We start from the raw sequence: 23,848 nt of genomic DNA on the forward strand, positions 1-23,848 counted from the left end.
ATGCCAGGACAGATACTCAGAAGAGAAAATATTCAGCGTGATCCGATTGGGTTGGGTGGGGGATACAACCTGTACAGCTATGCCGGTGCAGACCCGCTGAACTATACGGATTCGACAGGGTTAATCATTGACACTGTCGCTGACTTCGGGTTTATTGGCTATGGTTTATATCGAATTTTAACCGACAATGTTCTTGGTGATTGTGGGAATTTAAGCAGTAACTTAACAGCGCTGAGTTTAGATGTCGCGGGATTAGCGATACCCGGCGTAACGGGATTGGGGGCTGCGAGCCGGGTTGCGAACAAAGCCGTTGCAGGTAAAATCACTGGGTATACAAAACACGGATTGAACCAGGCTATTGGAAGAAATGGTGGTAAAGGTGTCAAAGCTGAATACATATTAGATGCAGTTCGGAATCCAAAAAAAGTTGTAGAATAGGCTAACGGTTTGGTTAAGTATCAAGGCAGTAAAGCTACCGTTATATTGAATGGTGAAGGAAAAGTAGTTACGACTTATGGGAAATCTCGAGGGCCTCAAATTTGGCAACAAGGAACGACCCGTTCTTCAGGAAGTGGATCTGCACAGGCCAAGGCTAATGACTTAGGTTTTAGTTATAATCCTAAATCAATAAGGTAGCTACAATGCAATTTAAAATTAACTTGTCAGATATCAAACTTCTAATTGAGGAAGTTGAAGATTCAGCCTTGGTCAAAAGACTTATTGAATATGAAAAAGATGGGCAGTATTTCGAAAAAGGTAAGTATCCCTCAGGTCAATATTTGATTGATCTGTCTGAAGATGAGGTTGAGGTTGTGATTAACTCCCTTTCTGATTATCTAATGATTTATGGAGTGAGTAATGATGGAGAGCCTAATGCATTAGGCCTTCAAGTCGAGACTTTAATTGATGTATTTAATGATGGTCAATTTTAAATTTAATTATGGTCTTGATTTGGTAGTTATTTAAGAGTTTGGTTTTTATCTGATCTACTAACTGTGGACACTTATTCTTATGTTGGGGGGATCCACAGAGTTATATCGACCCATTGGGATTAGAAAGATTTGGGTTCAAGCCATTGAGTGGTGATGAATCTTATTACAGTAACAACCATGTTCCCAATGGAAGCAGCAATTATCATCGCGCACATGAACAGCTTTGGTTTGACGGTAATTCAATGAAAATGTTGGATTTTTTTGCTGACGATATTCGTTCAGACGATGGCTATAACAGAAATGATTATGACTTTTTTGGACCTGTCTATGACGATAATTTAATGCATCAAGCATTGGACAATATTCGCGGGGATGGGATAACAACACATATTGTGTTGTGTGCAGAAATTGTCAGGATTTTGCAGACGCACTGAGGCAAGATATGACCGACTAGCAAATCCTCCAACTTGCCGTATGACAAGACGTGGTTGGCAATACAACTCATCAACAGGATCTTACCATTCACCCAAATAATTGGACGGATGGTCATTGCTATTTGAGGATTAAGATGAGCACTAATAATTTTGAAAGTTTGGTTCAGAAAGGTTTTTCGTTCCTTGTTTCTGATTACCATTTTCGCTGTGTTGAAGTCACGAACCATGTCGTTCGTTTTGAAAGTGATAAGGTGTTTGTGGCTGTGCGTTATGATGCAGACCGTTCGTATGAACTCGATGTTGAAATTGGTGAGCTGAATGTTCTGTATGGTGGGCAAGAGCGGCCATTTAATATGGGAGAGATTCTTAGACTGGAGGGTGTGGCCGAAAAAGAAAGGTATACCTTTTTCCAGGCCAGCACTCCTTCCGTACTGGCTAACTGTGTTGCCAAACTGTCGTCGTTATTGTCTACCTATGCAGTTGAGTTATTGCAACATAATGAGTTCGTTTTTAAACGCCTATCGGGTTTAAGAGAAAGAGAGTGTGACCAGTATGAGTTGAAAAGCAAGCTGGCGCATATCAGAAGAGAAGTACAAATTTCTTGGAAAAATAAAGATTACGCCAAAGTTGCTACGCTGTATAAACCGGTAGAATCTTCTATCAGTGATGCAGAGAAAAAGAAACTTGCATTTGCTGAGAAGCAAGTAAAATGACAAGGCCTGCTTTAGCGAGCAAATAAGGGAGGCCACTCTGCAATATGTACTACCGAAAGAAAACCCCAGGTATGCCCCGAGTAATAAATGTCGGGACAGGCACCTTAATCATCCTACTGGCTGGGGAACACTTTACTCCGTGAATCTGGTCCTCAGGGTCAGAAAGATTAGACCTACGGCGCCACAGGTTATGCCCCCGTCACTGTTGATGTAGACGGTCAGATTTCAGATGTGCTGAGTGATCACCTGTCCGCCCCGGTCGGGCTGATTCAGGCACAAAACCTGATCTGGCAACAGGCGAGGAGCCCGTTTGGGAAAGCTGGTGGTACAGATCAGCCAGTCACCTTCATTATCGGCTTTCCAGGGCAATACCGGGATGCGGAGTCCGGCCTGAACTACAATTTCTACCGGGATTACGATCCGAATACTGGGCGGTACATTCAGCGGGATCCGATTGGGTTGGGTGGGGGAGTAAGCGTCTATAGTTATGTTTATAATAATCCTATTAGATATATTGACCCTACTGGTGAATTTGGTCTTTTCGGTGGTATCTATGGTGCTATTTCTGGTGGTAATGGAGGCTATATTTCTGGTGGATGGCAAGGAGCATTAGCTGGAGCTGGTATAGCAAGCCTTTTGGGCCAAGGTGCTGGTAATGTCGTTGCAGGGAAAGATATCACTAATCTTTGCAATTATGACTTTTCAGCTGCTGGAGGTGCAGCGTTTGGTGGCGCATTAGGCGGTCCATTGGGTACTGCAATTGGTCGTTATGTAGGGCCTTACCGTTTCCCAGTTATTGGGCGACCTCTGGGTGCGTCAAGTATAAGTAATGCTCCGGGAAATACTGTAGGGGCCATTGTTGAAGGCATATCAGTGGCTGTGGGTGAATTAGGAGGACAGCAGTTATAATATGATGTGGTTATTAACAGCAATTTATTTTCTATTATACTCATTTGTGCTATGGGGAGGATTTATCATTTATGGAAAATCTTTATTGTACCTAGGTAAGTCAGGGGGAGGGTTGAAATTTTTTGGAGGATTTGTTATCTATGCAGTATTTGCATGTGTGTTAGTTTCCCCTTTATTTTTAGCACTCACGATGATCGATGATTGGCGAGAAAGTTTTAAATTAAACCCAATTTATATGATTTATTTCTTTGTGTTGTCTCTTCTTGCATCAGTTCCTGGTGGCATTTATTTCAAGAAGCATTATTTAAGTGATCTGAAAAAACTCGGATATTTTGCACAGAGACGATAGGTAAAATGATAAAAAATAATTTGTATTTATGGGCTCTCTGGCTGAACAGTATGTATAAAACCTATTTGTGAACCTAGAAACTATTGTTGATAAAGTGTATTAATAGACAGGACCTTAAGTATTAAGCTTTTCATAAATTCTATCTAAGGTTCTGTAACTTAACAGCGCTGAGTTTTGATGTCGCGGGATTAGTGATACCCGGCGTAACGGGATTGGGGGGCTGCGAGCCGGGTTGCGAAGGGGGCTGGTACTGAAACTGTTCAGCACTGGATGTCTAGAGCGGAACTGAAAGCGACTCAAGAAACTGGGTTGTTACGTGGTGGGCGAGATGGAACGCATTACGTTACTGATTCTGCAAACTCAGATGCCCTTCGTGCTCGTCAGCGGTCTGCGCTGCCTCAAACTCCAGAGGTTAGGGTTACGTTAGAAGTGCCTAACGGAAATGTCTGGACAGACACCTTAAAGAGCGGCGCAAAGGAAACATACAGTTACGATAGTGATGGTCGCTTGAGTGCGCTGAACCGCTACGACGGCAGCAAAGAAAGCTATACCTACCGGATATATTTGTTATGAGTGGAAACGCTACCTTTAGGATTACTTTTAATGTTTCTCATCCAACGATATCGGCGGATGAGATTGAAGGGGTTTTTGAGTTGCCGACTAGATTCTCTCAAACTGTAGGAGGCCCCAAAAAAACCAAAAGTGGAAAAATATTAGACGGAATGTACAAGCGAACAAATGTTAGCTTTTGTCTGCATGAATCGCCGTTGAATTTTGATGATGTTTCGATGAATGATTTTCTGAAGATGCAGCTAAGGGGCTATGATAGGGAGTATATTGTTCAACTTGTTGAATCTGGAGGAAGTTGTAATTTTTTAATCGGTGTATTTTCCGATGACAATGTCATGTTTGAGCTGAGTCTTGAAGCAATTCAAATGCTTTCGGAGTTTAAAGTGAGTATTCAATACGATTTTCATGGGGGTGAATAAGGAGATTACTATGGTTCTGAAGACAACTATTACTCTCTGATATACCACAGGGGCTCAAATAGATGGATAATTTTTTGAGCGATCTCATTACCTGCCTGAAGTTGTTCGGTAAAGGTAAAAGCGATATAAAAGGATACAAATATTCCACCAGGTTATATCATGATTTGGGTATCTATGGTGATGAAGCTTATGAATTCATATCTATTCTGGAAACTTCATTTGGTGTCGACTTATCAAGTTTTGTCTTTGAGTCATACTTTCCTATGGAGTTTCCCGGCGATACGCAATCACAACGCGTTTTTTATTGGCTGTTTCCATGTTTCATTAAAGAGCTATAGTCAAATCTGGTGTACGGACTCCAGCGCAGTGGCTTGTTGATTGTCCTGATTTGAGCGGATACCATCTTTGAAGCATTTCCCCTCGATGACATCTGCAAGTAACTTGAAGCCCCTTAGCCTGCGCCAGTTTGCTTCAGCTGTTTTCATTAACTTAAATGCCATCGCTAATGTGGTCGTTCGACTGCCACAACTCTTGGTTTTATTGGTTCTCAGTCGAACCGTTGCGAACATAGACTCAATCGGATTTGATGACCGAATATGAGTCCAATGCTCTGCTGGAAAATCATAGAATGCCAGCATCTCCTGTTTGTCTTTCACCAAGCATTCTGACGCTTTGGGGTACTTCGCTTCATACCGCTTCTGAAAAGCATCGTAGGCTTGATAGGCGTCATCACGGGTTTCTGCCATCCAGATGTCGTGTAAAGAGTCCTTCATCCGCGGTTGTACCGATTTCGGCACCTTGTTAAGCACATTGGCTGTCTTATGCACCCAGCATCGTTGCTGCTTAGTGGTCGGCCAGTGCTTTGTAACAGCGTTCCAGAACCCAAGTGCTCCGTCACCAATGGCGAGCCGTGGCTCGATCGCCAAGCCTTGTGAGGTCAGTTGATTCAGCACCTCAAGCCAACTCGCTTCTGACTCGCGGAAGCCATCAACAACAGCGAGAACCTCTTTTCGGCCACTTTCATCAACCCCAAGCATCACGAGAAGACATAGCTTGTTATCCATACGAACTTTGCTGTAGATCCCGTCAGCCCAGACATAAACATATCGGCGCTTACTCAGATCCCGTTTGCGCCATTGAGTATAATCGCCTTCCCATTGTGACTTAAGGCGAGAAACCGCATTGGGGGACAAACCTCCGGCATTTTCGCCAAGTAGAGACTCCAAAGCTGGCTGCATATCGCCTGTAGATATCCCACGTAAATAGAGCCAAGGGATAAATTCTTCCAGGTTCTTCGTCCGCTTCAGGTATGGTGGTACTAAACTGCTGTTAAACTTGATACCGCTTTTAGAGCGGTCACGAATCTTTGGAACCTTCACCTTGATGTCGCCAAGCCCTGTCTGTATCGAGCGCTCTGGCTGGTAGCCGTTGCGCACGACAGTTTGCCTTCCATCCACGGTTGCCGAGCTGTAATCGGCAAGCAGACTTTGAAGTTCAGCCTCGATAGCTTTAGCTAAAAGCTCTTGAGCGCCTTGCTTAAGAAGTTCGTTAAGCAGATTTTCTGGTTTCTGAAGTTCAGTAACGTTATTATTCGCCATGCGGTGTAGCCCTTGTTTGGTTGTTGATCTTGCCGGATCAATCAACAGGTTACACCGCAACCCTTTCTTCGCATACACCAGAAATCATCATAGCTCTTCATTAAAAGAAAAGAAGAAAACTACAAACTTGTTACACTGTTTCAGATAGAGCAAATCCTCAAGACTAAGCTATGGCATGACTGTGCACTGATTACATCGGGATAGGTACTCAAATAAATAAGATGGTCAGGTTAGGTCAGCTTGATTATTGAAAGTCGTGATTCGATGATTCTGTTTGTCGTTGAGTGTCTGAGGCGAACCAGTATGGAGGATTGATTCAGAGATGGAAAAGTTTAACACAGGCAATGATGTGAAAATGATGAATATCGATCTGTCACACGGGAGAAAGTATATCCGTGATTATTTGGATGGACGGAATGGATTTCAAAATAAGTTAATTGAAACGATTAGAAATAGACGATTTAATTGTAAGGTCATTGTCCCAGGTAATTATCATATGACTCACCAGATTAACCTGAATTGTGGTGGTGTATTCAGTCAGAATCACAAAGAAAATCAACATGAATCTGGCGTTGTAAAAGTCGTTGATTCAAGTCTCTGGTTATCCTGTTTTATAAAAGAGTTACTCAACGAAGATCATTTAAGCTGCCTCTTTGACGATGTGATGGCAAATGGGAGTGAGTTCATGCATGGTCATTCCCATGGTTTTATTTACCATGACGTCGCTTATCATTTTGTCAGTCAATCTACGATTGATTCTGAAAAAGATTTACTGTCGTTAATTTATGCCACCAAACTCAGTTGGCATTTCTTATGTGTGCTGTTTGATGCTGAGATTGATTGTATCGAGGATATTGACCGTTTTATTTCTGAGGTTCTGGACAACTTTCAAGTGCTTATTCTTGGGATCTTCGATGGCGAAAGCTATTTAGTGATGTGTGCAGGCGATTGAATGGGAACGTGGCTTCTGAATCTGGGGGGGATCAATGAATGAGACTTGGCGGTTACCTGATTTACATGATTGGGAAATCAGCACAATTCACGTTGATCCCTATCTGAGAATTGTCGATCTCTCTCTGAGAGATCCGAACCAAGGTCAGGCATTGATATGTCATCTGAGTGGTGTAAAACAATATCATGGTTCTGGCATGATGCTTCAGAATGTCATTCTTGATGCCTGCATATTCAGCGAGGAAACGCCCTCAGACGACTTAAATTACTGTAAAAAGAAGCTCGGTATCTCTGTGATTGACAATGATTGTTTCATTTTATACATCGAGCCGTCTGTTGGCATGGAGATAATTTGTTATTTTCAAACCTTAGAGATTGATTTTAACAATCCGTAAACTTTCTGCTCAGCGAGGGAGCTGGAAGCGATGACCTCATCAAGACGACTGGAATCTCAGCCCGGCGGTTGTGCCGGACTGAGGTAATAAAGTTTGAGGGGTTATTCCCCATCATCGGGATAGAATCGACCTTCCGGTGAGTAGGGCTCTCTGTCATCCACGATACTCTGGTGACCTCGAATTTCTTTCAATTGGTTCTCCAGCATCCTGACCTGCTGATAGTCCCCTTCCTGATAAGCAGCAGTGAGGCGTTGTTCGATGTCTTCAATGCGTTCTCTGATACTCATTGTGACCTCCGGCTCATGAACAGTGTCGCAATCAGTGTCAGGCGGCGTCTTCCTGACACATCCCCACTACCAATCTTAATGTAAATTAGCGGCCTTGTTCATTCCGATCGGTTTGGAAGAGGCGGGGTCTTTATAATCTGCAGATATGAAAACGGATACCCTGAAGGATACCCGCAAATTTCTGCGGCTGATTGGCATCGTCGATGGGATCAGACCCCTTTTTCCCGATACAAGCGGCGACAGGCTTGGCCGTCACGATGGAACAGGTGACAGCGGTATGCCGGAATGCCGACACGTAGTGTTTCGCCGGATTCGACATCCAGAATATCCGGCTGACGATAGATAAAGTCGGCATCAACACCTTTCAGATTGAGATAGACCTGCGTTTCATGCCCCAGTTTTTCAACCACCTGAATCTTACCTTCAACAACTGCGTCGCCTTCTTCTGCCGTTGTCAGGTGTTCCGGTCGAATGCCGAGCGACATCCGATCGCCTCGGGTCACTGAGCTGCCGTCGACAGGAATCCAGAAGGTTGTACCGTTAGCCAGTTGAACCATCACGCGTTCTTCTTCTACCTGCTCAACGAATACACTGATGAAGTTCATTTTCGGTGAGCCGATAAATCCGGCAACGAAGCGGTTTTCCGGGTAATGGTAAAGCTCCAGCGGCTTTCCTACCTGAGAAACGGCGCCACCATCAAGAACCACAATCTTGTTTGCCATCGTCATGGCTTCGACCTGATCGTGCGTCACGTAGATCATGGTGCTGCCCAGTTGCTTGTGCAGTTTGGCAATTTCGATTCGCATCTGGACACGCAGCGCAGCATCCAGATTTGACAGTGGCTCATCCAGCAGGAAAACTTTAGGTTGTGCGACCAGTGTCCGCCCAATGGCGACACGCTGGCGCTGTCCGCCAGACAATGCTTTCGGTTTCCGCTCCAGTAAGTGGCCGAGCTGAAGAATATCAGCAGCGTGCGCCACACGTTGACGCGTTTCCTCTTTATCAGCGCGGGCCAGCTTCATCCCGAATGACATGTTATCGAACAGATTCAGGTGCGGGTACAGCGCGTAGGATTGGAAGACCATGCCCACACCACGCTGAGCGGGGGGAATGTCATTCATGCGTTGTTCGCCGATGTACAAATCGCCTGAAGTGATCTCTTCAAGGCCTGCAATACAACGGAGCAGTGTGGATTTACCACAGCCTGACGGGCCAACGAAGACGACAAATTCGCCTTCAGCAATGTCCAGATCGACATTTTTCGAAATCAGGTTTTCGCCATATGCTTTACAGACATTGCGTAAAGTGACACTTGCCATCCGGCTTCCCTCTATCAGTTGTTTCCAGCCCGCTTCAGGCGGATTGCCTGCAAGCGAGCTGCTCAAAGTCGGTGAAGAAAAAACAGGGTAGCGCCCAAAAGTACAGCGGCAGTTGAACGGCAGCTACCCATGATCAACAGGAGAGACTTCCCCAAGCAATCCTGTTCCGTGCGATGCCAAGTGGCGGGCATCTAATACCAATCGCAGTAAATAACTGATCATCCTAGCTTGTTAAAATGTTCGATATCTGCGTTAGATTTTTTGATTGTAGAATAACTACTTATCTAAAAAATCTGCCTTGTTCTCAAACATTTTTCCTGCGCTATTTTTGATCACTTACTTACTTTGATTGGTATAAGCTGCAATGTGCAGCAACAGTCAACAATACAACAGCAGTCGTTCTGCTGAACAAGCTCAAGCCTCGTTGAGGGTCGTTGAATTGTGTATGAGCCACTTGCTGATAACATCCTCCTTACAGCATTCTTCTCAGGGGGATGAGAGGGGGAGGAGTATTTGGATCACACTTTACGGCCTGTTGTACTGCCAGATGAAATCATTGCAAGTACTATGTGCGCCCCATCACGATTAGATGCGTTTTTTAGACGTTGGTCACTGACGCTAACGACGCTGATCACGCTTTTCATACGCAGTGGTGGGGGGCGTAGCGCTTAGGATGATGCCTCCTCGGAATGACTCAGAGATGATAGAGGCTGGATAATGTGTTGCCAGTGCAAACTGCAACGATAACCATCTGGAAGGATATAACAATGAAGAAAGTCCTCAGTACTGTCGCACTCTGTACCCTTGCCGCTCTCGGTTCTGTCTCTGCCCACGCAGCGATCGAAGAAGGGCAACTGACCATCTGGATCAATGGTGATAAAGGCTATAACGGCCTGGCCGAAGTCGGACAGCAATTCGAAGCTGACACCGGCATCAAAGTGACGGTCGAACACCCGGACAAGCTGGAAGAAAAATTTCCTCAACTGGCTTCAACCGGTGATGGTCCGGACATTGTACTCTGGGCACACGATCGTTTTGGCGGGTATGCGCAGGCGGGCCTGCTGACTGAAGTGAAACCTTCAGATGCGTTCCGCAGTCAATTTGCTGATTTCACCTGGGATGCGGTTTCTTATCAAGGCAAATACGTGGGTTATCCGGTTGCGGTTGAAGCGCTGTCGTTGATTTACAATAAAGATCTGCTGCCAGAGCCCCCGAAAAACTGGGAAGACGTCGCGGCTCTGGATGCCAAGCTGAAGCAACAGGGCAAGCGTGCTGTCATGTGGAATCTGCAGGAACCTTTCTTTACCTGGCCGCTGCTGGCTGCTGACGGTGGTTATGCCTTTAAATTCACCGCATCTGGTTATGATGCCAAAGATGTGGGTGTGAACAATGCAGGCGCCAAGCGTGCCATGACGTTTGTAAAAAGCTTAGTTGAGAAGGGTGTGATTGCCCCGGATGTTGACTACACCATCGCTGAAGCCGGTTTCAACAAGGGCGAAGTTGCCATGACGATTAATGGTCCCTGGTCTTGGGCGAACATTGATAAAGCGGGCATCAATTATGGTGTCGCGTTACTGCCGAAACTCAATGGAAATCCTTCTAAACCTTTTGTCGGCGTTCTGACCGCAGGGATCAGCTCCGCATCACCAAACAAAGATCTGGCTGTGGAGTTTCTGGAGAACTATCTGCTGACCAACGATGGTCTGCGTAAAGTGAACAATGATACCCCACTGGGCGCTGTTGCACTGAATTCTTTCCAGGATGAGCTGAGTGCAGATGCGCGCATCTCTGCCACAATGGCGAACGCGATGAACGGTGAAGTCATGCCGAATATTCCGCAGATGTCGTCTTTCTGGTATGCCGAGAAAGCTGCAATCAATAACGTCGTGAACGGTCGCCAGTCTGTTGAAGAAGCACTGAATACGGTCGCAGACCGAATGACCAAGTAAACTGACCTATCGGAGCAGGCGTTCGTCTGCTCCTTCCTCTGACGTACTGCGAGGAAAGCGCATGCAGTCTCAACCTATTGCCGAAATCACGCTTGATGCGACTGATATGAATAAAACTTCTGAAAAAAAGCCCGCATTCAGAGCTGGATTGAAATGGGCCGCGCTGGGCGGGATCAGCATCCTGAATGGCTACGCGATTATCTTGATGTATGCGCGTGCTGAGTATGCTTTTGCGTTACTGACCCTGATCCTGACTTCGCTTGGCGTTTATGTGTTTGCCCGAAAGCGGACTTACGCGCACCGATATATTTTCCCCGGCGTGGCCGGGATGATTCTGTTCATCATTTTTCCGCTGGTGTATACCATAGGTCTGGCGTTTACGAACTATAGCGGTACGAATCAGCTGAGTTTTGAACGCGCTCAATCGGTGTTGATGGCACAACGGTTTCAATCCGGCGAAAGCTATCAGTTTTCACTCTACGGGCAGGACAACCTATATCAGCTGGCACTGGAAACCGATGAAGGCGTGTATGTGAGTGATCCGGTTGATCTGACAACGCTGAGCGGTGCTGTATCACTTCGCGAGGCATCAATGCCATCCTCGCCGAAAGCACCGCTGAAAACTGTCATTCAGCATCGTCAGCAATTGAGTGATGTGGCTGCTGTGTTACCGAACGGCGAGCAATTGACCATGTCCGGATTGCGTAAGTTTGCCGCCAGTCAGCCGTTGTATGCGTTGCAGAGCGACGGTGAGACATTGATCAACCAAAAAACACAGCAAGTCTTTCAGCCGAATACAGCCATTGGTTTTTATCAGGAAGTAGACAGCCAGGGACAGTTTATAGGGGAGCCAATGTCGCCTGGATTCATTGTCAGTGCAGGCTGGGCGAACTTCACGCGAATCTTTACGGATCCCGGAATTCAGGGGCCATTCCTGAGTATTTTTGTCTGGACGGTTTTATTTTCCGGACTGACTGTCGTCTTCACGCTGGCTGTTGGTGTTGTGCTGGCGCAGGTGGTGTCCTGGGAAGCGCTCAAAGGGCGGGGCTTGTACCGGGTGCTGTTAATCCTGCCTTATGCTGTTCCGGCATTTATTTCAATTCTGATTTTCAAAGGCTTATTTAACCAGAGTTTTGGTGAAATTAATCAGGTGCTGGAAGGTCTGTTTGGATTGAGTCCATCCTGGTTCACTGATCCGTTTCTGGCGAAATCCATGATTCTGATCGTCAATACCTGGCTGGGCTACCCTTACATGATGATTCTGGCGATGGGGCTGTTGAAAGCCATTCCGGATGATTTGTATGAAGCATCTGCAATGGATGGTGCAGGGCCGCTGGATAACTTCTTCCGCATCACTTTACCGATGCTGGTGAAACCGATGATCCCGCTGCTGATCGCGACGTTCGCATTTAACTTCAACAACTTTGTGTTGATTCAGCTGCTCACCAACGGTGCGCCTGACATGCTTGGAACCAGCGTTCCGGCAGGACATACTGACCTGTTGGTCAGTTATACCTACCGGATTGCATTTGAAGGCTCAGGCGGGCAAGACTTTGGTCTGGCGGGTGCAATCGCAACGATCATCTTCCTGCTGGTCGGTGGTTTGTCGCTGTTGAATATGAAATTTACCAAACTGGATGCTGAGTAAGGGGAAATCCATGGCAATGGTACAGCCACAATCGTTGAAATACCGGGTATGGGCCACGCATATTGCAATGTGGTGTTTCCTTGGACTGATCATGTTACCGTTGTTAATGGTGATCGCGATTTCATTCCGGGAAGGGAATTATGCTTCCGGAGAACTGATTCCGAGTGATCCATCGCTTGAGCACTGGAAACTGGCGTTGGGCATTGCAGTTGAGCATGCCGATGGGAGTCAAACTTTGCCCCCGTTCCCGGTACTGACCTGGCTTTGGAATTCAGTGAAAGTCGCAGGGCTGACGGCCATCGGCATTGTGGCTTTGTCCACAACCTGCGCTTATGCATTTGCGAGAATGAAGTTTGCCGGAAAAAGCCATATTTTGCGTGCTATGCTGATTTTACAGATGTTTCCGCCGGTGCTGGCACTGGTTGCACTGTATGCGTTGTTTGACCGTTTGGGGGCGTATGTTCCTTTCCTGGGGATGAACACGCATGGCGGTGTGATTTTTGCTTATATGGGTGGTATTGCGTTGCATGTGTGGACAATTAAAGGATATTTTGAATCCATTGACGGCTCTCTGGAAGAAGCCGCCGCCTTGGATGGAGCGACACCCTGGCAGGCCTTCCGGCTGGTTTTATTGCCGCTTTCTGTACCTATCCTTGCTGTGGTGTTTATTCTTTCGTTCATTGCCGCAGTTACAGAAGTTCCTGTTGCATCGTTGTTATTGCGTGATGTAAATTCCTACACATTGGCTGTGGGAATGCAGCAATATCTTTATCCGCAAAACTACTTGTGGGGAGATTTTGCCGCTGCAGCCGTGTTATCGGCGATGCCGATAACGATTGTGTTTTTGCTGGCGCAGAAATTCCTGGTCGGCGGTCTGACTGCCGGCGGGGTTAAGGGATAAAAATAACAAGAAGGCCCATGTTCACTTAGGGTGGGCCATCCCCGGAGATGAAGGTTTAACATTGGTTTGGCCGCCGATCTGTTAAATGTTTCTCTCAATCTATTGGCGTTGCATAGCTGGACTTGCTCTTTGTTTCAGACAAATCGCAGGTTGAATTGGTAACCAAAGCCCGGTGTGTTCACCGGGCTTTTTTGTATGTGTTCAATCGCAACACATTGATCTGTCTGTCAGAGAAGGTGTTCTGGAAGTGAAAAGCAGGGCCGAAAACAACAAAAGCCTTATCATCAATGAAAAGGCTTTTGTTGTGTTGGACAGAAAGCGGTCGCTGTTTGGATCAGGCGACCTGATTTCTTCCTTGTTGTTTCGCTTTATAAAGTGCTTTGTCAGCGACTTTCAGGACATTGGCGGTTCTTGAGTCTTCCTGACTGTCTGCTACGCCGATACTGACTGTGATCTGCACGGTTTCATTCTTTCTGCGGCTGCCGCGTTTGCGTTTCCCTTCCAAATCATCGAGTGGCCTGGATTCCACATCTCTGATATGCATCGGATAGTTTGCAATCGCTTCACGGAGTTCTTCCAGTGCTTCGATACACTGACCTTTACGCCGTCCCTTAAAGAGAATCGTAAATTCTTCGCCGCCATAGCGGTAAACTTCGGCTTTGATGTTGATATTCAGTAAAAACTGGGCCACCAATCGCAGCACATCATCGCCGGTTTTATGGCCGTATTTATCGTTGAACTGCTTGAAGTGATCCACATCCAGCATCGCCAGCGTATAAGTTCTGCCCAGATGCTTTAGCTCTGTCTCCATTGCCCGTCTGCCCGGAATGCCTGTCAGCGGATCAATAAAGGCAAGTTCATGCGAACAGGACATCAGGTTGAGTAACAACAAGCCAGACGCCACAGTAAAGGCAATACTCGACATATACGGTTGCTGAAACTGAGCCAGTGTCAGCCCGGAAAAGAGCAGGCAAATAAAGGTGGCCTGATCATAGCCCTGATTCCGTTTCAGAATGATGGATGCACTGGCACAGGTCAGCGCAAGCAGCATGAGAATCAGGATTAAGGGCAAAGGCGAAAAATCTCCCAATGTATAAAAATAGGTTTGCCATACATTGGTAGTTTGATCCGGTTCCACATGTTTAATCAGCAGCCACCCCCAGGACAACTGAAGCCCGAGGATACCGAGATAGATCAGCCCAAACCGCGAAAACAACCGCCTTTCCGGGATAAAGTGGAGCTGAAACAGGTTCAGAGGCAGCAGAATGGACAGTAAAATGTAGGTTAACCCGGTTTTTGACTGGGCCAGCGGTGCCTGTAAATTCTGCTGAATCAAATAATAAGCAAGCAGCATCAGCATCGCGCTGATCCCTGTTTTACTCTGATTGAACGGCTGGCACAGCATCATGACCAGACTCAGGAGTATGTAGGGAAGCAGAAGCAACACTTCAACCTGATGTGACATCGAGGCCACAATATCACCGTGTACGGCGAAGGTACCCATAGCCAGAACTAAAGGCAGCGCGAAACGCATTTTAGCGTTTCTAAATACTGAAAATGAGAGTGTTTGCATTACAATATTCCCTGTCAAGGAGATATCATAGCTAACTTGGTGCTTAATCCCAACACATTTGAAGGTGGGGATGGATTCAGTCTGAACGCGATACAATTTTGAGTCATAGGCCATTGTTATAGAATGAAAAAGCCCTGCAATTGCCGGGCTGAATATATTAGTTTTTGCTAATTAAGTAAGGGAAGAGCTGACGTATTTCTTCCTTGGTCAGCGCATTCATCTTCTCAATGTTCTGTTCTGGTATTGCTTCTGGATCAGGATAGTGCGCCAGTACTTTCTCCATGCTGTCCTCACGGATTAGATGAAAGATTGGATAGGGCGCACGATTTGTCAGGTTTTCTGCATCATCGGGGTGTGTTCCGAAAAAATAGTAATCGGGGTGGAAACTGGCGACCTGATACACACCATCTTTTCCGCACTGGCTGATGAGCGCCTCAACCATATCAAGAAACTGATTGTACTCGTCAAAATCCTGTAAAAGGTTGGGGCAAACGACCAAGCTTGTATCAAGATCACAGACTGGCGTATTGTCCAGGCGTTGAATCTCTTGTTGAATGTTTTCTAAAAGCACGTCCAGCGAGTCAGTTTCGCAGATCGCAATACGAATTTGCTCATTTCTGCGCGGTTTGGCGGCGAACGGACATAAGTTCAATCCGATGACGACATCATCGAGCCACTGTTCAACGTGATGAAGATAAGACATGAATCACCAGATATTGTAATGAGTATTCAGGTTGGGTAATGGGGTAGAGAGGTTGACTGAGGGCGGCAGGTGGCCGCCCTCGGTGATTCACAAATCAGGCCTGTTCGGTTTCGGACTGATTTTCTGCCTGAGTTTTGACTTCAGGGAATTGTTTCACAGGTTTTGCAACCAGTTGGCGTGTTGCTTCGCGAACTTCGGTCAGGACGATCTCAAAGTGATCACCCAACTGGAATTCACGCACCTTATCAATGTTGATGATGCCAAGATCCCCATTACATTCAATACGCTCTTTATTATCCAGAATCAGCGGTGCCGGGATAAAGGCGGATGCGCCATTTTCCAGAACGCGCACGCGCATGCCGGCACGGTTAATGTCGAACACCTCGGCGGTAAAGACAGTGCCTTCCTGTACAGCATCTTTCAGCAGACGTACGTACAGCCAGTCAGCCACATCGCGTTCAGCCATGCGATGGCTACGGCGGTGGGTTGAAATCTCTTCACCAATGGTTTCATCTGGTGTCTGAACAGGTTCCAGCCCACTGACCACAGCTTTCAGCATGCGGTGGTTGATCATGTCACCATACTTACGGATAGGTGACGTCCAGGTCGCGTAGACATCCAGTCCCATTGCAAAGTGCGCAGCAGGCTCGTTGCCAACCTCACTGTATGCCTGGAATTTACGAAGACGATTATCCAGATAAGTGGTTTCCTGATCATTCAACCAACGGCGCAATGCGCTGAAGCCATTCAGCGTCAGGAGCTGCTCTTTCTCAAAAGGTGCTTCGGCATCAGCCAGAAACTCCATTGCAGTGTCGATTTTTTCCGGATTAAAACCGTTATGGTAGTTGTAAACGCCTTTACCAAACTTCGCTTGCAGCACCCGGCCCGCACAAATGTTGGCAGAGATCATGGCTTCTTCAATCATCCGGTTCGCCGTACGACGCGGATCGGTATGAATTGCAACAACGTCGTTGTCTTCACTCAGTTCGAAGCGGTAATCCGGGCGATCCGGGAACACAACTGCGTTTTGACTCCGCCAGTTGCTCCGCGCATCCGCGAAACCTTTCAGGGCTTTCACCTGAGCGTCAATGATGTCGTTCGGTGTCCAGTTCTCCGCTGAACCATGCTCCAGATAATCAGAGACATCGTCGTAGTTCAGGCGTGCCTGTGACTGAATCCATGCCGCGAAGAATGTAATGTCATCCTGAATGACGCCATCTTTGTCTACCGTCAAACGGCAGCAAAGCGCAGGGCGCTTCTCGTTTTCCATGAGTGAACACAGTTCGTCACTCAGTTCACGAGGCAGCATCGGAATATTGCGGCCAGGCAGGTAAATGGTAAACCCACGCTCACGCGCTTCTTTATCCATGTCGCTGCCAACTTCAATATAAGAGGTTGGATCGGCAATCGCGACAGTCAGCTCAAAGCTGCCGTCTTCTTTCGCCACAGTGTACAGCGCATCATCCATGTCTTTGGTTGATTCGCCGTCAATGGTAATAAAAGGCAGGTCTGTTAAATCTTCACGCTGCAGCCCTTCTTCCATCATATGCCAGCTGTCCTGCGGTGCAGGTTCAGCGTTTGGCAGTTCATGACGGGCGAGTGTGACCCACCAAGGTGCAATCTTATCTTCGCTGTCGGTGATTTTTTCTGTGATGTCGCAGAAGAACGTTTTGTTATCACCAACCAGCGGGTGGCGTGTCATCTTCGCAATAACCCAGTCGCCTTCTTTCAGGCTGTCTGCGCTGAGGCCCTTGACGGTGCGTGCTTTAATCGCATCTTTCAGCTGAGGATGATCCGGAACCACATTCAGCCGATCCTTAATGCGTTTCACACGGCCGATAAAGCGTGTGATAAATTGCTCGACTAATTCTTGCGGCTCAGCAACTTCGCGCTCTTTTTCCGTGCGGATGACGGCGATCACTCGGTCGCCATGCATCACTTTTTTCATATAGTTAGGCGGAATGAAAACGCTGTCTTTGTTGTCCACTTCCAGAAAGCCAAAGCCACGATCGGTTGCTTTGATCTGGCCTTCTTTCTTCGGAAGTGATTCTTGAATCTGTTTTTTCAGTTGTGCTAAAAGCGGATTATCTTGAAACATTATGCCTGGTCCCGGATTATGAACTGACACACTATACGGATTAACAGGGGTAAAACCAAGGGCAAAGCATCTTTCAGCGCAGCGAAAAGACAATCAGAACTATTTTTGTCTCGCTTTCCAGACAATCCCGGTCACCGAGTGCTGATTCTTTTATGGTCACTCCGGTTCATACCTTGGATAGAATTTGCGGAAAGTAACTAATATATGAGCCAATAATGGTGCGTTCCATATTCAGAAAATGTGTGACGATAAAGTCGACATATAAATTCTTGGTCACAAATGTTGTAGAAAATCACAAACAAGCTTTCATAGTCTGTAGTTGCGGTCGTTATTATTCTCAACTTGGAGTATTTTGTACCCCGTGGGTTAATTTTGACTGAATCAAGACACAGAATCGTGTAAGGAAAAGCATGCTGTTTAAACTCAACGATGAGTTGGATAAGCTCGTTGACACGCTTGCCCGTCAGGCAAACATGGAACGTTGGTGCCATCGTTTGCTTTCTGAATTGCATCATACGCTTGATTTATCCTACCTGACATTACTGGTTGAACAGGAAGGGCAAACGCGTGTGCTGGCAAGCTGGATGGGAAATGAAGAGTTTAAGTATTACCTGCATCCGTTGTCGTTGAAGAATTATAATGGCGTGCCTCCTGAGCATCTGGAAGAAGTCAGACAAACCCGTCGTGCGGTCACCCGGACTGCGCACAAGCCATTTAAAGCGATCTGGAATGATGAGAGCCAGCAATGGCATCGAATTTTGTTTCCTATCATCATGCATGAGAAAGCCGTGGCTTTTTTATATGCAGAAACGCTGATACCAGAGCGCTTAACCCAAAATCTGGCTGCTTTTGAACGTGTTCTGCTTTTGATCGCCTCTGACATCAGTGTGCACATGCTTCGGGAAGAAGCGCTGACACATAACATCAGCCGCCGGAGTGTGGAAGCTGAACTGGAAGTCCGCAACTACTCGCTGCGGGAATACTTGTCTTTATTAAAGCAGCTGCACGAAGTCACGCTGGCTCTGGCAGAATCGGTTGATCTGGATAGTTTGTACCGGACAGCGATTATGCTGGGCAGGAAAAAACTGGGGATCGATCGTTTGGCTGTTTTCCTGACGGACATGCAGCAATACACCATGCAAGGAACTTACGGGACGGATCCTGAAGGTGACATCGTCTCCAGATACAGCTTCTCTAGTGATATTCCTGACCATCCGCTTGTGCATGAAGCTTTGAGCAGAAAAGATGTTGTGGTTGTGAAAGAAAATGCGCCGCTATATTTTGGCACACAGCAGGTCGGCACGGGCTGGAATGCCATGATTTCGATGTGGAATGGCGATGAGTGTATCGGATGGGTTGCTGCGGATAACCTGATTAGTCAGAGAAGCCTGACCGAACATCAGAAAGAAATTATGAAGCTGTTTGGTGCGGCACTGGGGCAACAAATTGTGATTAAGCGCAGCCATGAAGCGCTGACCCGGTTAAATGCCGAGTTGGAGCAGCGTGTTCAGCTTAGGATGCAGGAATTACAGCAGACGAATAAAGCACTTGAAGAAGCCAACCGGCGATTAGAAGCATGGTCGATGCAAGATGGTCTGACCGGCGTAGCAAATCGACGGTTCTTTGATTTAACACTAAAGCGCTATTGGCAGATCGCCGCGCGAAAACAACTGCCGCTGAGTATCATTATTCTGGATGTCGATCATTTCAAGGCATTTAATGACACTTATGGTCACCAGCGGGGGGATGTGTGTCTGAAGCAGGTTGCTGTCACACTTGAAAGCCTGGCAGAGAAACACGAAAAAGCGATCTTCAGTCGTTACGGCGGGGAAGAGTTCGTCTGCCTGCTGCCGAATATGCCGGCGGATGCTCTCATCAGCCTGGCCGGCGAGATGTTAGCCGCGATTTCACAACTGGAAATTCCGCACACCGAAACCCGGGAGGGAATCATCACCATCAGCCTGGGTTTGTATACGCGAACGCCAGCGGAAGATATTCAGGAAGAAGTCCTGCTTGCGGGGGCAGATCAGGGGCTATATCTGGCAAAACAACGAGGAAGGAATCAATATTTTCAATGGGATGATGCAATCGCAGTCGAAAAAGAATATCAGGGTGCTCATATCTCAAGCTGATTGAATAATAAATACATGCTTAAGTAATGATTTGTGACGGCAATCAATTTTTTCTGGCATTTTAACCTTGAATAGCGCACAATGCGCGCCTTAGTCGAGGCCCATGCTTGTGGATACTGTTGCTGAACCGTGTTGAAAGCAAAGGGGCCCCGTTTACGTTCGATTATCTATTGGGTACCCAATGCAAGAATCTGTTACAGAATTTCGCCAGTTAGAGCTGGCCGACACTATTTTATCCGCACTTGACGCGATGGGCTTCGTTTCGCCGACACCGATTCAGGCGGCCTCTATTCCACTGTTGCTGACCGGCACTGATGCACTGGGCCAGGCTCAGACAGGTACAGGTAAAACAGCAGCATTCTCACTGCCTCTGCTGAACAAAATCAATCTGAAACAACACAAGCCTCAGGCGATTGTGATGGCTCCAACTCGTGAGCTGGCAATTCAGGTTGCTGCTGAAATCAAGAATCTGGGCAAGAATATTCAGGGCCTGAAGGTTCTGGAAATCTACGGCGGTGCTTCTATCGTTGACCAAATGCGTGCGCTGAAAAACGGTGCGCATATTGTGGTTGGTACACCGGGTCGTGTGAAAGACCTGATCAGCCGTGATCGCCTGCACCTGGATGAAGTTCATACCTTTATTCTGGATGAAGCCGATGAAATGCTGAAAATGGGCTTTGTTGACGATGTGACCTGGATTCTGGAGCAAGCGCCAGAGTCAGCACAGCGTGTTCTGTTCTCTGCAACCATGCCACCGATGGTGAAGGAAATCGTTGAGCGTTTCCTGCGTGATCCTGCACGTATTGACGTTGCGGGTGAAAATCGGACTGTTGCAAAAGTAGAGCAGCAGTTCTGGGTCGTCAAAGGCGTCGAGAAAGACGAAGCCATGATCCGCCTGCTTGAAACTGAAGAAACGGATGCATCGATTGTTTTCGTTCGTACCCGTCAGGATACAGAGCGTCTGGCTGACTGGTTGTCTGCCCGTGGTTTCAAAGCAGCAGCGCTGCACGGTGATATTCCACAGTCTCTGCGTGAGCGGACTGTTGATCACATCAAGCGTGGCGTAATTGATATCCTGGTTGCAACTGACGTTGTTGCCCGTGGTCTGGACGTGCCGCGTATCACGCACGTATTCAACTACGATATTCCGTTTGACGTTGAGTCTTATATTCACCGTATCGGTCGTACCGGTCGTGCAGGACGTCAGGGTAAAGCGATTCTGCTGGTTCGCACCAACCAGATCCGCATGCTGCGTACCATTGAGCGTGTGACGAAGTCTCGCATGGAAGAAATTCAGCTGCCAATGCGTGATGATGTTGCTGCAGCACGTCTGTCTCGTCTGGGCAAAGAGCTGGAAGAGCAGAAAGAAAGCGCAAGCCTGGAAGCTTTTGTTGAGCTGATCGAAAAGCTGCAAAGCTCTATCGAAGTTGATGCGACGACACTGGCTGCAATCTTGCTGAAACGTCAGCAAGGCAATCGTCCATTGTTCTACAATGGCCCGGATCCGATGATCGCTGCGATTGAGCGTGAAAAGCAACGTCGTGACCGCCGAGGTGAACGTGGTGAACGCGGTGAGCGTGGTGAACGTCGTGAGCGGCGTCAGTTCAATACGGCTGACTGGGATACTTACCAGTTGCAGGTTGGCCGCGAGCAAGGCGTACAGGTGAAAGACATCGTGGGAGCCATTGCCAACGAACTGGGTCTGAGCAAAGACTTTATCGGTGCGATCAAACTGGCACCAGAGCATACCTATGTTCAGTTGCCGAAGAAGATGAGCTCAGATGTGGTTGCTCAGCTGAAAAAGCTGCGTATTCGTCAGAACGAAGTGAAAGCCGTTGTTGTTGAAGATAATGTGCTGCGTGAGCATCGTCGTGGCGGTAACGGTGGCAACCGTGAAGGCGGTTTCCGTGGTGGTAATCGTGAAGGCCAGCGTGATGGTCAATCTCGTGGCCGTCGTGATGGTGAGCGTCGTTTTGACCGTAACCGTGGTGGTGACCATCGTGGTAGCTTCCGTGGTGAACGTAACCATGGTGAGCGAAACCAGGGTCAGCGTCAGGAACGTAGCAAGCCGCGTTTCGACTAATCGCACAGCGAAATTAATTTGTCTAAAAGCCGGGTATATATCCCGGCTTTTTCATATTTGTCGTTTTGAAATTAATCCCTCTGATAATTTATTACATTCACTGTAATTGATTCTGTTTTAGAGAGTTTCATTTTAGTTATCTATAAATTAATATGGTTATATAATAAGTCGCCTAATATTCATTATTAGTTCAATTTTTATTGTTATCATATAAGGCTATCAACGCATGCTTAAAGGAATATCCATCAGGAATCAGGTTCTGATGCCTGTCATTTTGTCAGCTATATTATTACTTGCTTCCGTGGTTATTTCTAATAGGGTATTATTGGATACCGTTAAAGAATTAAATGAAGCCTCAAAAGTCACAATTGAATTAAAAGATAACGTTGCAAACTTGATTGAAAGCACTTACGCCATGCGCGTCGGAGCAATCTATGCATTATATGATGAAACACAACTGAGTGTTTTAAAATCGACACTTGATCAGCGAGAGTTACAGATTCAGCGTTTGATACCTGAACTGAATCAGTTTTCGGGTGCAGAAGCAGACATTGCTTCGCTGGAATCAGCAGTGAATGACTATCTGAATTATAGTCGGCAGACCATGCTGGATGTGCTGAAGCGACGTCACCAGGGGTTGATGTCTGATCGAGATTTTAATCAGTATGTGGTGCCTTACCGAGATAAAGGGAATGTCTTAATACAACGGATTGATGTGCTTTCTAAACAACTCAATCAGCTTTCTTCGGACTATATGCTGAAACGGGTTAAACAACATGATCAAGTGTTGTTCTGGAGTCAGGTGGCGATTGTGGTGGCCATCCTGATCGGGCTGATGGCAGGCTGGTTTCTTTCCGGGTTTATTTCCCGCCCGCTGGCTTCACTGAGTGGAAAAATGCAGCAGTTTGCAAAAGGTGAACTGGAGATTGATGCTCATTTACCAGGGACCAATGAATTGAGTCGTCTGGGACAGAATATTGAAAGCATGGCTGGGAATTTACGCAGCATTGTGTCCGGGTTGAGACAGAATGGGGACAGCACTGCGACAGCAACTTCTGAACTGGCGACAGTGATGCAAGCGTCAGAAGATAATGCTGTCCGTCAGAGTCGTGAAATCGAACAGATTGCCTCTGCAGTTGAGGAATTGGCAACGTCTTCCCGTGAAGTGGCTGAAACGGCCCTTCAGGCGGATCAGGGGGCAAACACTGCGGTACAAATGACTGATGAAGGTGAGGTCATGTTCCATCGTGTTTCGCAGGCGACCCATGAAATGGGTTTAGGTGTTGAAGCGGCGACGATTGAAATCGCAGAGCTCGGACAAGCTGCGTCTCAGATTACCGGTGTGCTGGAAGTGATCCATACAGTGTCAGAACAAACCAACTTGTTAGCCTTGAATGCTGCGATTGAGGCCGCCCGAGCGGGTGAAAGCGGCCGGGGGTTTGCTGTGGTTGCGGATGAAGTCCGACAATTGGCTGCCCGGACACAGCAGTCGACCGAGGATATTCAGAAAATAATTGAACAACTGCAAATGCGCTCTCAGTCTGCCAGCGCTTCAATGAGTACGATGTCTGAACTGATTGAAAATAATCGGATGCTGGAAGAGCAGGCTTCACAGGCTTTGGCCAGAATTAAAGTTTCGATTGCTCAGATTGGAGAGATGAATCATCAGGTCGCAGAATCTGCAGCACAGCAGACAGAGGTCACTCAGACAATCAATGAGAATCTGGCGACGATTCATGAGATTGTTTCAACCAATGCTACGGGTATCAGCCAGTGTGCTGCAGCCAGTAAAGAAATCTCTCAATTGGCAGAAGACATGGCGGAAAAGCTGCAGTTTTTCAAAATGTCTGCCTGACCTGAAAGCCGTTGAAACGGACTGACACAG

23 protein-coding genes are annotated in these 23,848 nt (G+C 47.0%); 17 read left to right on the forward strand and 6 right to left on the reverse strand.

Going from position 1 to position 23,848, the window contains the following annotated elements:
• From Q4579_RS07015 to Q4579_RS23055, 9 genes are all read left to right on the forward strand, one after another.
• A complete protein-coding gene (locus Q4579_RS07015; RefSeq protein ID WP_303562774.1) occupies positions 1 to 438 on the forward strand; it encodes an RHS repeat-associated core domain-containing protein in 438 nt (145 codons plus the stop codon).
• Between the two features lie 203 nt (positions 439 to 641).
• Positions 642 to 932 carry a hypothetical protein gene (locus Q4579_RS07020; RefSeq protein WP_303562775.1) on the forward strand — a complete coding sequence of 97 codons (291 nt, stop codon included), beginning with the start codon at positions 642 to 644 and terminating at the stop codon, positions 930 to 932.
• A 143-nt stretch (positions 933 to 1,075) separates the two neighbouring features.
• Positions 1,076 to 1,366: a hypothetical protein gene (locus Q4579_RS07025; protein ID WP_303562777.1), complete on the forward strand. Its 291-nt coding sequence runs from the start codon at positions 1,076 to 1,078 to the stop codon at positions 1,364 to 1,366.
• Positions 1,367 to 1,500: 134 nt separating this feature from the next.
• Positions 1,501 to 2,079 carry a hypothetical protein gene (locus tag Q4579_RS07030; RefSeq protein WP_303562779.1) on the forward strand — a complete coding sequence of 193 codons (579 nt, stop codon included), beginning with the start codon at positions 1,501 to 1,503 and terminating at the stop codon, positions 2,077 to 2,079.
• A gap of 231 nt (positions 2,080 to 2,310) precedes the next feature.
• Positions 2,311 to 2,988 carry an RHS repeat-associated core domain-containing protein gene (locus Q4579_RS07035; RefSeq protein ID WP_303562781.1) on the forward strand — a complete coding sequence of 226 codons (678 nt, stop codon included), beginning with the start codon at positions 2,311 to 2,313 and terminating at the stop codon, positions 2,986 to 2,988.
• Position 2,989: 1 nt separating this feature from the next.
• Positions 2,990 to 3,337 carry a hypothetical protein gene (locus Q4579_RS07040; RefSeq protein WP_303562783.1) on the forward strand — a complete coding sequence of 116 codons (348 nt, stop codon included), beginning with the start codon at positions 2,990 to 2,992 and terminating at the stop codon, positions 3,335 to 3,337.
• A 270-nt stretch (positions 3,338 to 3,607) separates the two neighbouring features.
• A complete protein-coding gene (locus Q4579_RS23050) occupies positions 3,608 to 3,910 on the forward strand; it encodes a hypothetical protein (RefSeq protein ID WP_368501966.1) in 303 nt (100 codons plus the stop codon).
• Positions 3,907 to 4,326: a hypothetical protein gene (locus Q4579_RS07045; protein WP_303562785.1), complete on the forward strand. Its 420-nt coding sequence runs from the start codon at positions 3,907 to 3,909 to the stop codon at positions 4,324 to 4,326. Before Q4579_RS23050 ends, Q4579_RS07045 begins: the two co-directional genes overlap by 4 nt.
• Before the next feature lie 62 nt (positions 4,327 to 4,388).
• Positions 4,389 to 4,664 carry a DUF1493 family protein gene (locus Q4579_RS23055; RefSeq protein WP_368501967.1) on the forward strand — a complete coding sequence of 92 codons (276 nt, stop codon included), beginning with the start codon at positions 4,389 to 4,391 and terminating at the stop codon, positions 4,662 to 4,664.
• Here Q4579_RS23055 and Q4579_RS07050 read toward each other — a convergent pair whose 3' ends face one another.
• Positions 4,665 to 5,924 carry an IS256 family transposase gene (locus tag Q4579_RS07050; protein ID WP_303562786.1) on the reverse strand — a complete coding sequence of 420 codons (1,260 nt, stop codon included), beginning with the start codon at positions 5,922 to 5,924 and terminating at the stop codon, positions 4,665 to 4,667.
• Positions 5,925 to 6,246: 322 nt separating this feature from the next.
• Between Q4579_RS07050 and Q4579_RS07055 the strand changes: the two genes are divergently transcribed.
• The gene (locus Q4579_RS07055) at positions 6,247 to 6,876 is read left to right on the forward strand and encodes a hypothetical protein (RefSeq protein ID WP_303562788.1); all 630 of its coding nucleotides are present in this window, start codon (positions 6,247 to 6,249) and stop codon (positions 6,874 to 6,876) included.
• A gap of 34 nt (positions 6,877 to 6,910) precedes the next feature.
• Positions 6,911 to 7,270: a hypothetical protein gene (locus Q4579_RS07060; protein WP_303562789.1), complete on the forward strand. Its 360-nt coding sequence runs from the start codon at positions 6,911 to 6,913 to the stop codon at positions 7,268 to 7,270.
• A gap of 101 nt (positions 7,271 to 7,371) precedes the next feature.
• On the opposite strand, the gene Q4579_RS07065 is transcribed toward Q4579_RS07060, so the two are convergent.
• Together Q4579_RS07065 and malK are read right to left on the reverse strand one after the other, a co-directional pair.
• On the reverse strand, positions 7,372 to 7,557 hold the full coding sequence (locus Q4579_RS07065) for a hypothetical protein (protein ID WP_211650247.1): 186 nt from the start codon (positions 7,555 to 7,557) through the stop codon (positions 7,372 to 7,374).
• Between the two features lie 209 nt (positions 7,558 to 7,766).
• Positions 7,767 to 8,876, reverse strand: a complete 1,110-nt coding sequence (gene malK / locus Q4579_RS07070) for a maltose/maltodextrin ABC transporter ATP-binding protein MalK (RefSeq protein WP_303562790.1) — start codon at positions 8,874 to 8,876, stop codon at positions 7,767 to 7,769.
• 767 nt (positions 8,877 to 9,643) lie between these two features.
• Here malK and malE point away from each other — a divergent pair.
• The 3 genes from malE (at position 9,644) to malG (ending at position 13,374) form a co-directional block, all read left to right on the forward strand.
• Positions 9,644 to 10,825 carry a maltose/maltodextrin ABC transporter substrate-binding protein MalE gene (malE, locus tag Q4579_RS07075; protein WP_303562792.1) on the forward strand — a complete coding sequence of 394 codons (1,182 nt, stop codon included), beginning with the start codon at positions 9,644 to 9,646 and terminating at the stop codon, positions 10,823 to 10,825.
• Between the two features lie 106 nt (positions 10,826 to 10,931).
• The gene (gene malF, locus Q4579_RS07080; RefSeq protein WP_303562896.1) at positions 10,932 to 12,473 is read left to right on the forward strand and encodes a maltose ABC transporter permease MalF; all 1,542 of its coding nucleotides are present in this window, start codon (positions 10,932 to 10,934) and stop codon (positions 12,471 to 12,473) included.
• 10 nt (positions 12,474 to 12,483) lie between these two features.
• The gene (malG, locus tag Q4579_RS07085) at positions 12,484 to 13,374 is read left to right on the forward strand and encodes a maltose ABC transporter permease MalG (protein WP_303562793.1); all 891 of its coding nucleotides are present in this window, start codon (positions 12,484 to 12,486) and stop codon (positions 13,372 to 13,374) included.
• 334 nt (positions 13,375 to 13,708) lie between these two features.
• On the opposite strand, the gene Q4579_RS07090 is transcribed toward malG, so the two are convergent.
• The 3 genes from Q4579_RS07090 to Q4579_RS07100 all read right to left on the reverse strand — a co-directional run bounded on the left by Q4579_RS07090 (position 13,709) and on the right by Q4579_RS07100 (position 17,748).
• The gene (locus Q4579_RS07090) at positions 13,709 to 14,908 is read right to left on the reverse strand and encodes a GGDEF domain-containing protein (RefSeq protein WP_303562794.1); all 1,200 of its coding nucleotides are present in this window, start codon (positions 14,906 to 14,908) and stop codon (positions 13,709 to 13,711) included.
• A gap of 196 nt (positions 14,909 to 15,104) precedes the next feature.
• Positions 15,105 to 15,650 (reverse strand): DUF1415 domain-containing protein, encoded by a 546-nt coding sequence (locus tag Q4579_RS07095; RefSeq protein ID WP_303562796.1) that lies wholly within the window; start codon positions 15,648 to 15,650, stop codon positions 15,105 to 15,107.
• A 94-nt stretch (positions 15,651 to 15,744) separates the two neighbouring features.
• Complete coding sequence (locus Q4579_RS07100) at positions 15,745 to 17,748, reverse strand: exoribonuclease II (protein ID WP_303562798.1); 2,004 nt, start codon at positions 17,746 to 17,748, stop codon at positions 15,745 to 15,747.
• Positions 17,749 to 18,158: 410 nt separating this feature from the next.
• Between Q4579_RS07100 and Q4579_RS07105 the strand changes: the two genes are divergently transcribed.
• The 3 genes from Q4579_RS07105 (at position 18,159) to Q4579_RS07115 (ending at position 23,818) form a co-directional block, all read left to right on the forward strand.
• Positions 18,159 to 19,880: a diguanylate cyclase gene (locus tag Q4579_RS07105; RefSeq protein ID WP_303562800.1), complete on the forward strand. Its 1,722-nt coding sequence runs from the start codon at positions 18,159 to 18,161 to the stop codon at positions 19,878 to 19,880.
• Positions 19,881 to 20,061: 181 nt separating this feature from the next.
• The gene (locus Q4579_RS07110; RefSeq protein ID WP_303562802.1) at positions 20,062 to 21,963 is read left to right on the forward strand and encodes a DEAD/DEAH box helicase; all 1,902 of its coding nucleotides are present in this window, start codon (positions 20,062 to 20,064) and stop codon (positions 21,961 to 21,963) included.
• Between the two features lie 325 nt (positions 21,964 to 22,288).
• Positions 22,289 to 23,818 (forward strand): methyl-accepting chemotaxis protein, encoded by a 1,530-nt coding sequence (locus tag Q4579_RS07115; RefSeq protein WP_303562803.1) that lies wholly within the window; start codon positions 22,289 to 22,291, stop codon positions 23,816 to 23,818.
• Positions 23,819 to 23,848: the final 30 nt, after the last annotated feature.

It is taken from the genome of Photobacterium sp. 1_MG-2023 (assembly GCF_030547945.1).
GTDB lineage: Bacteria > Pseudomonadota > Gammaproteobacteria > Enterobacterales > Vibrionaceae > Photobacterium.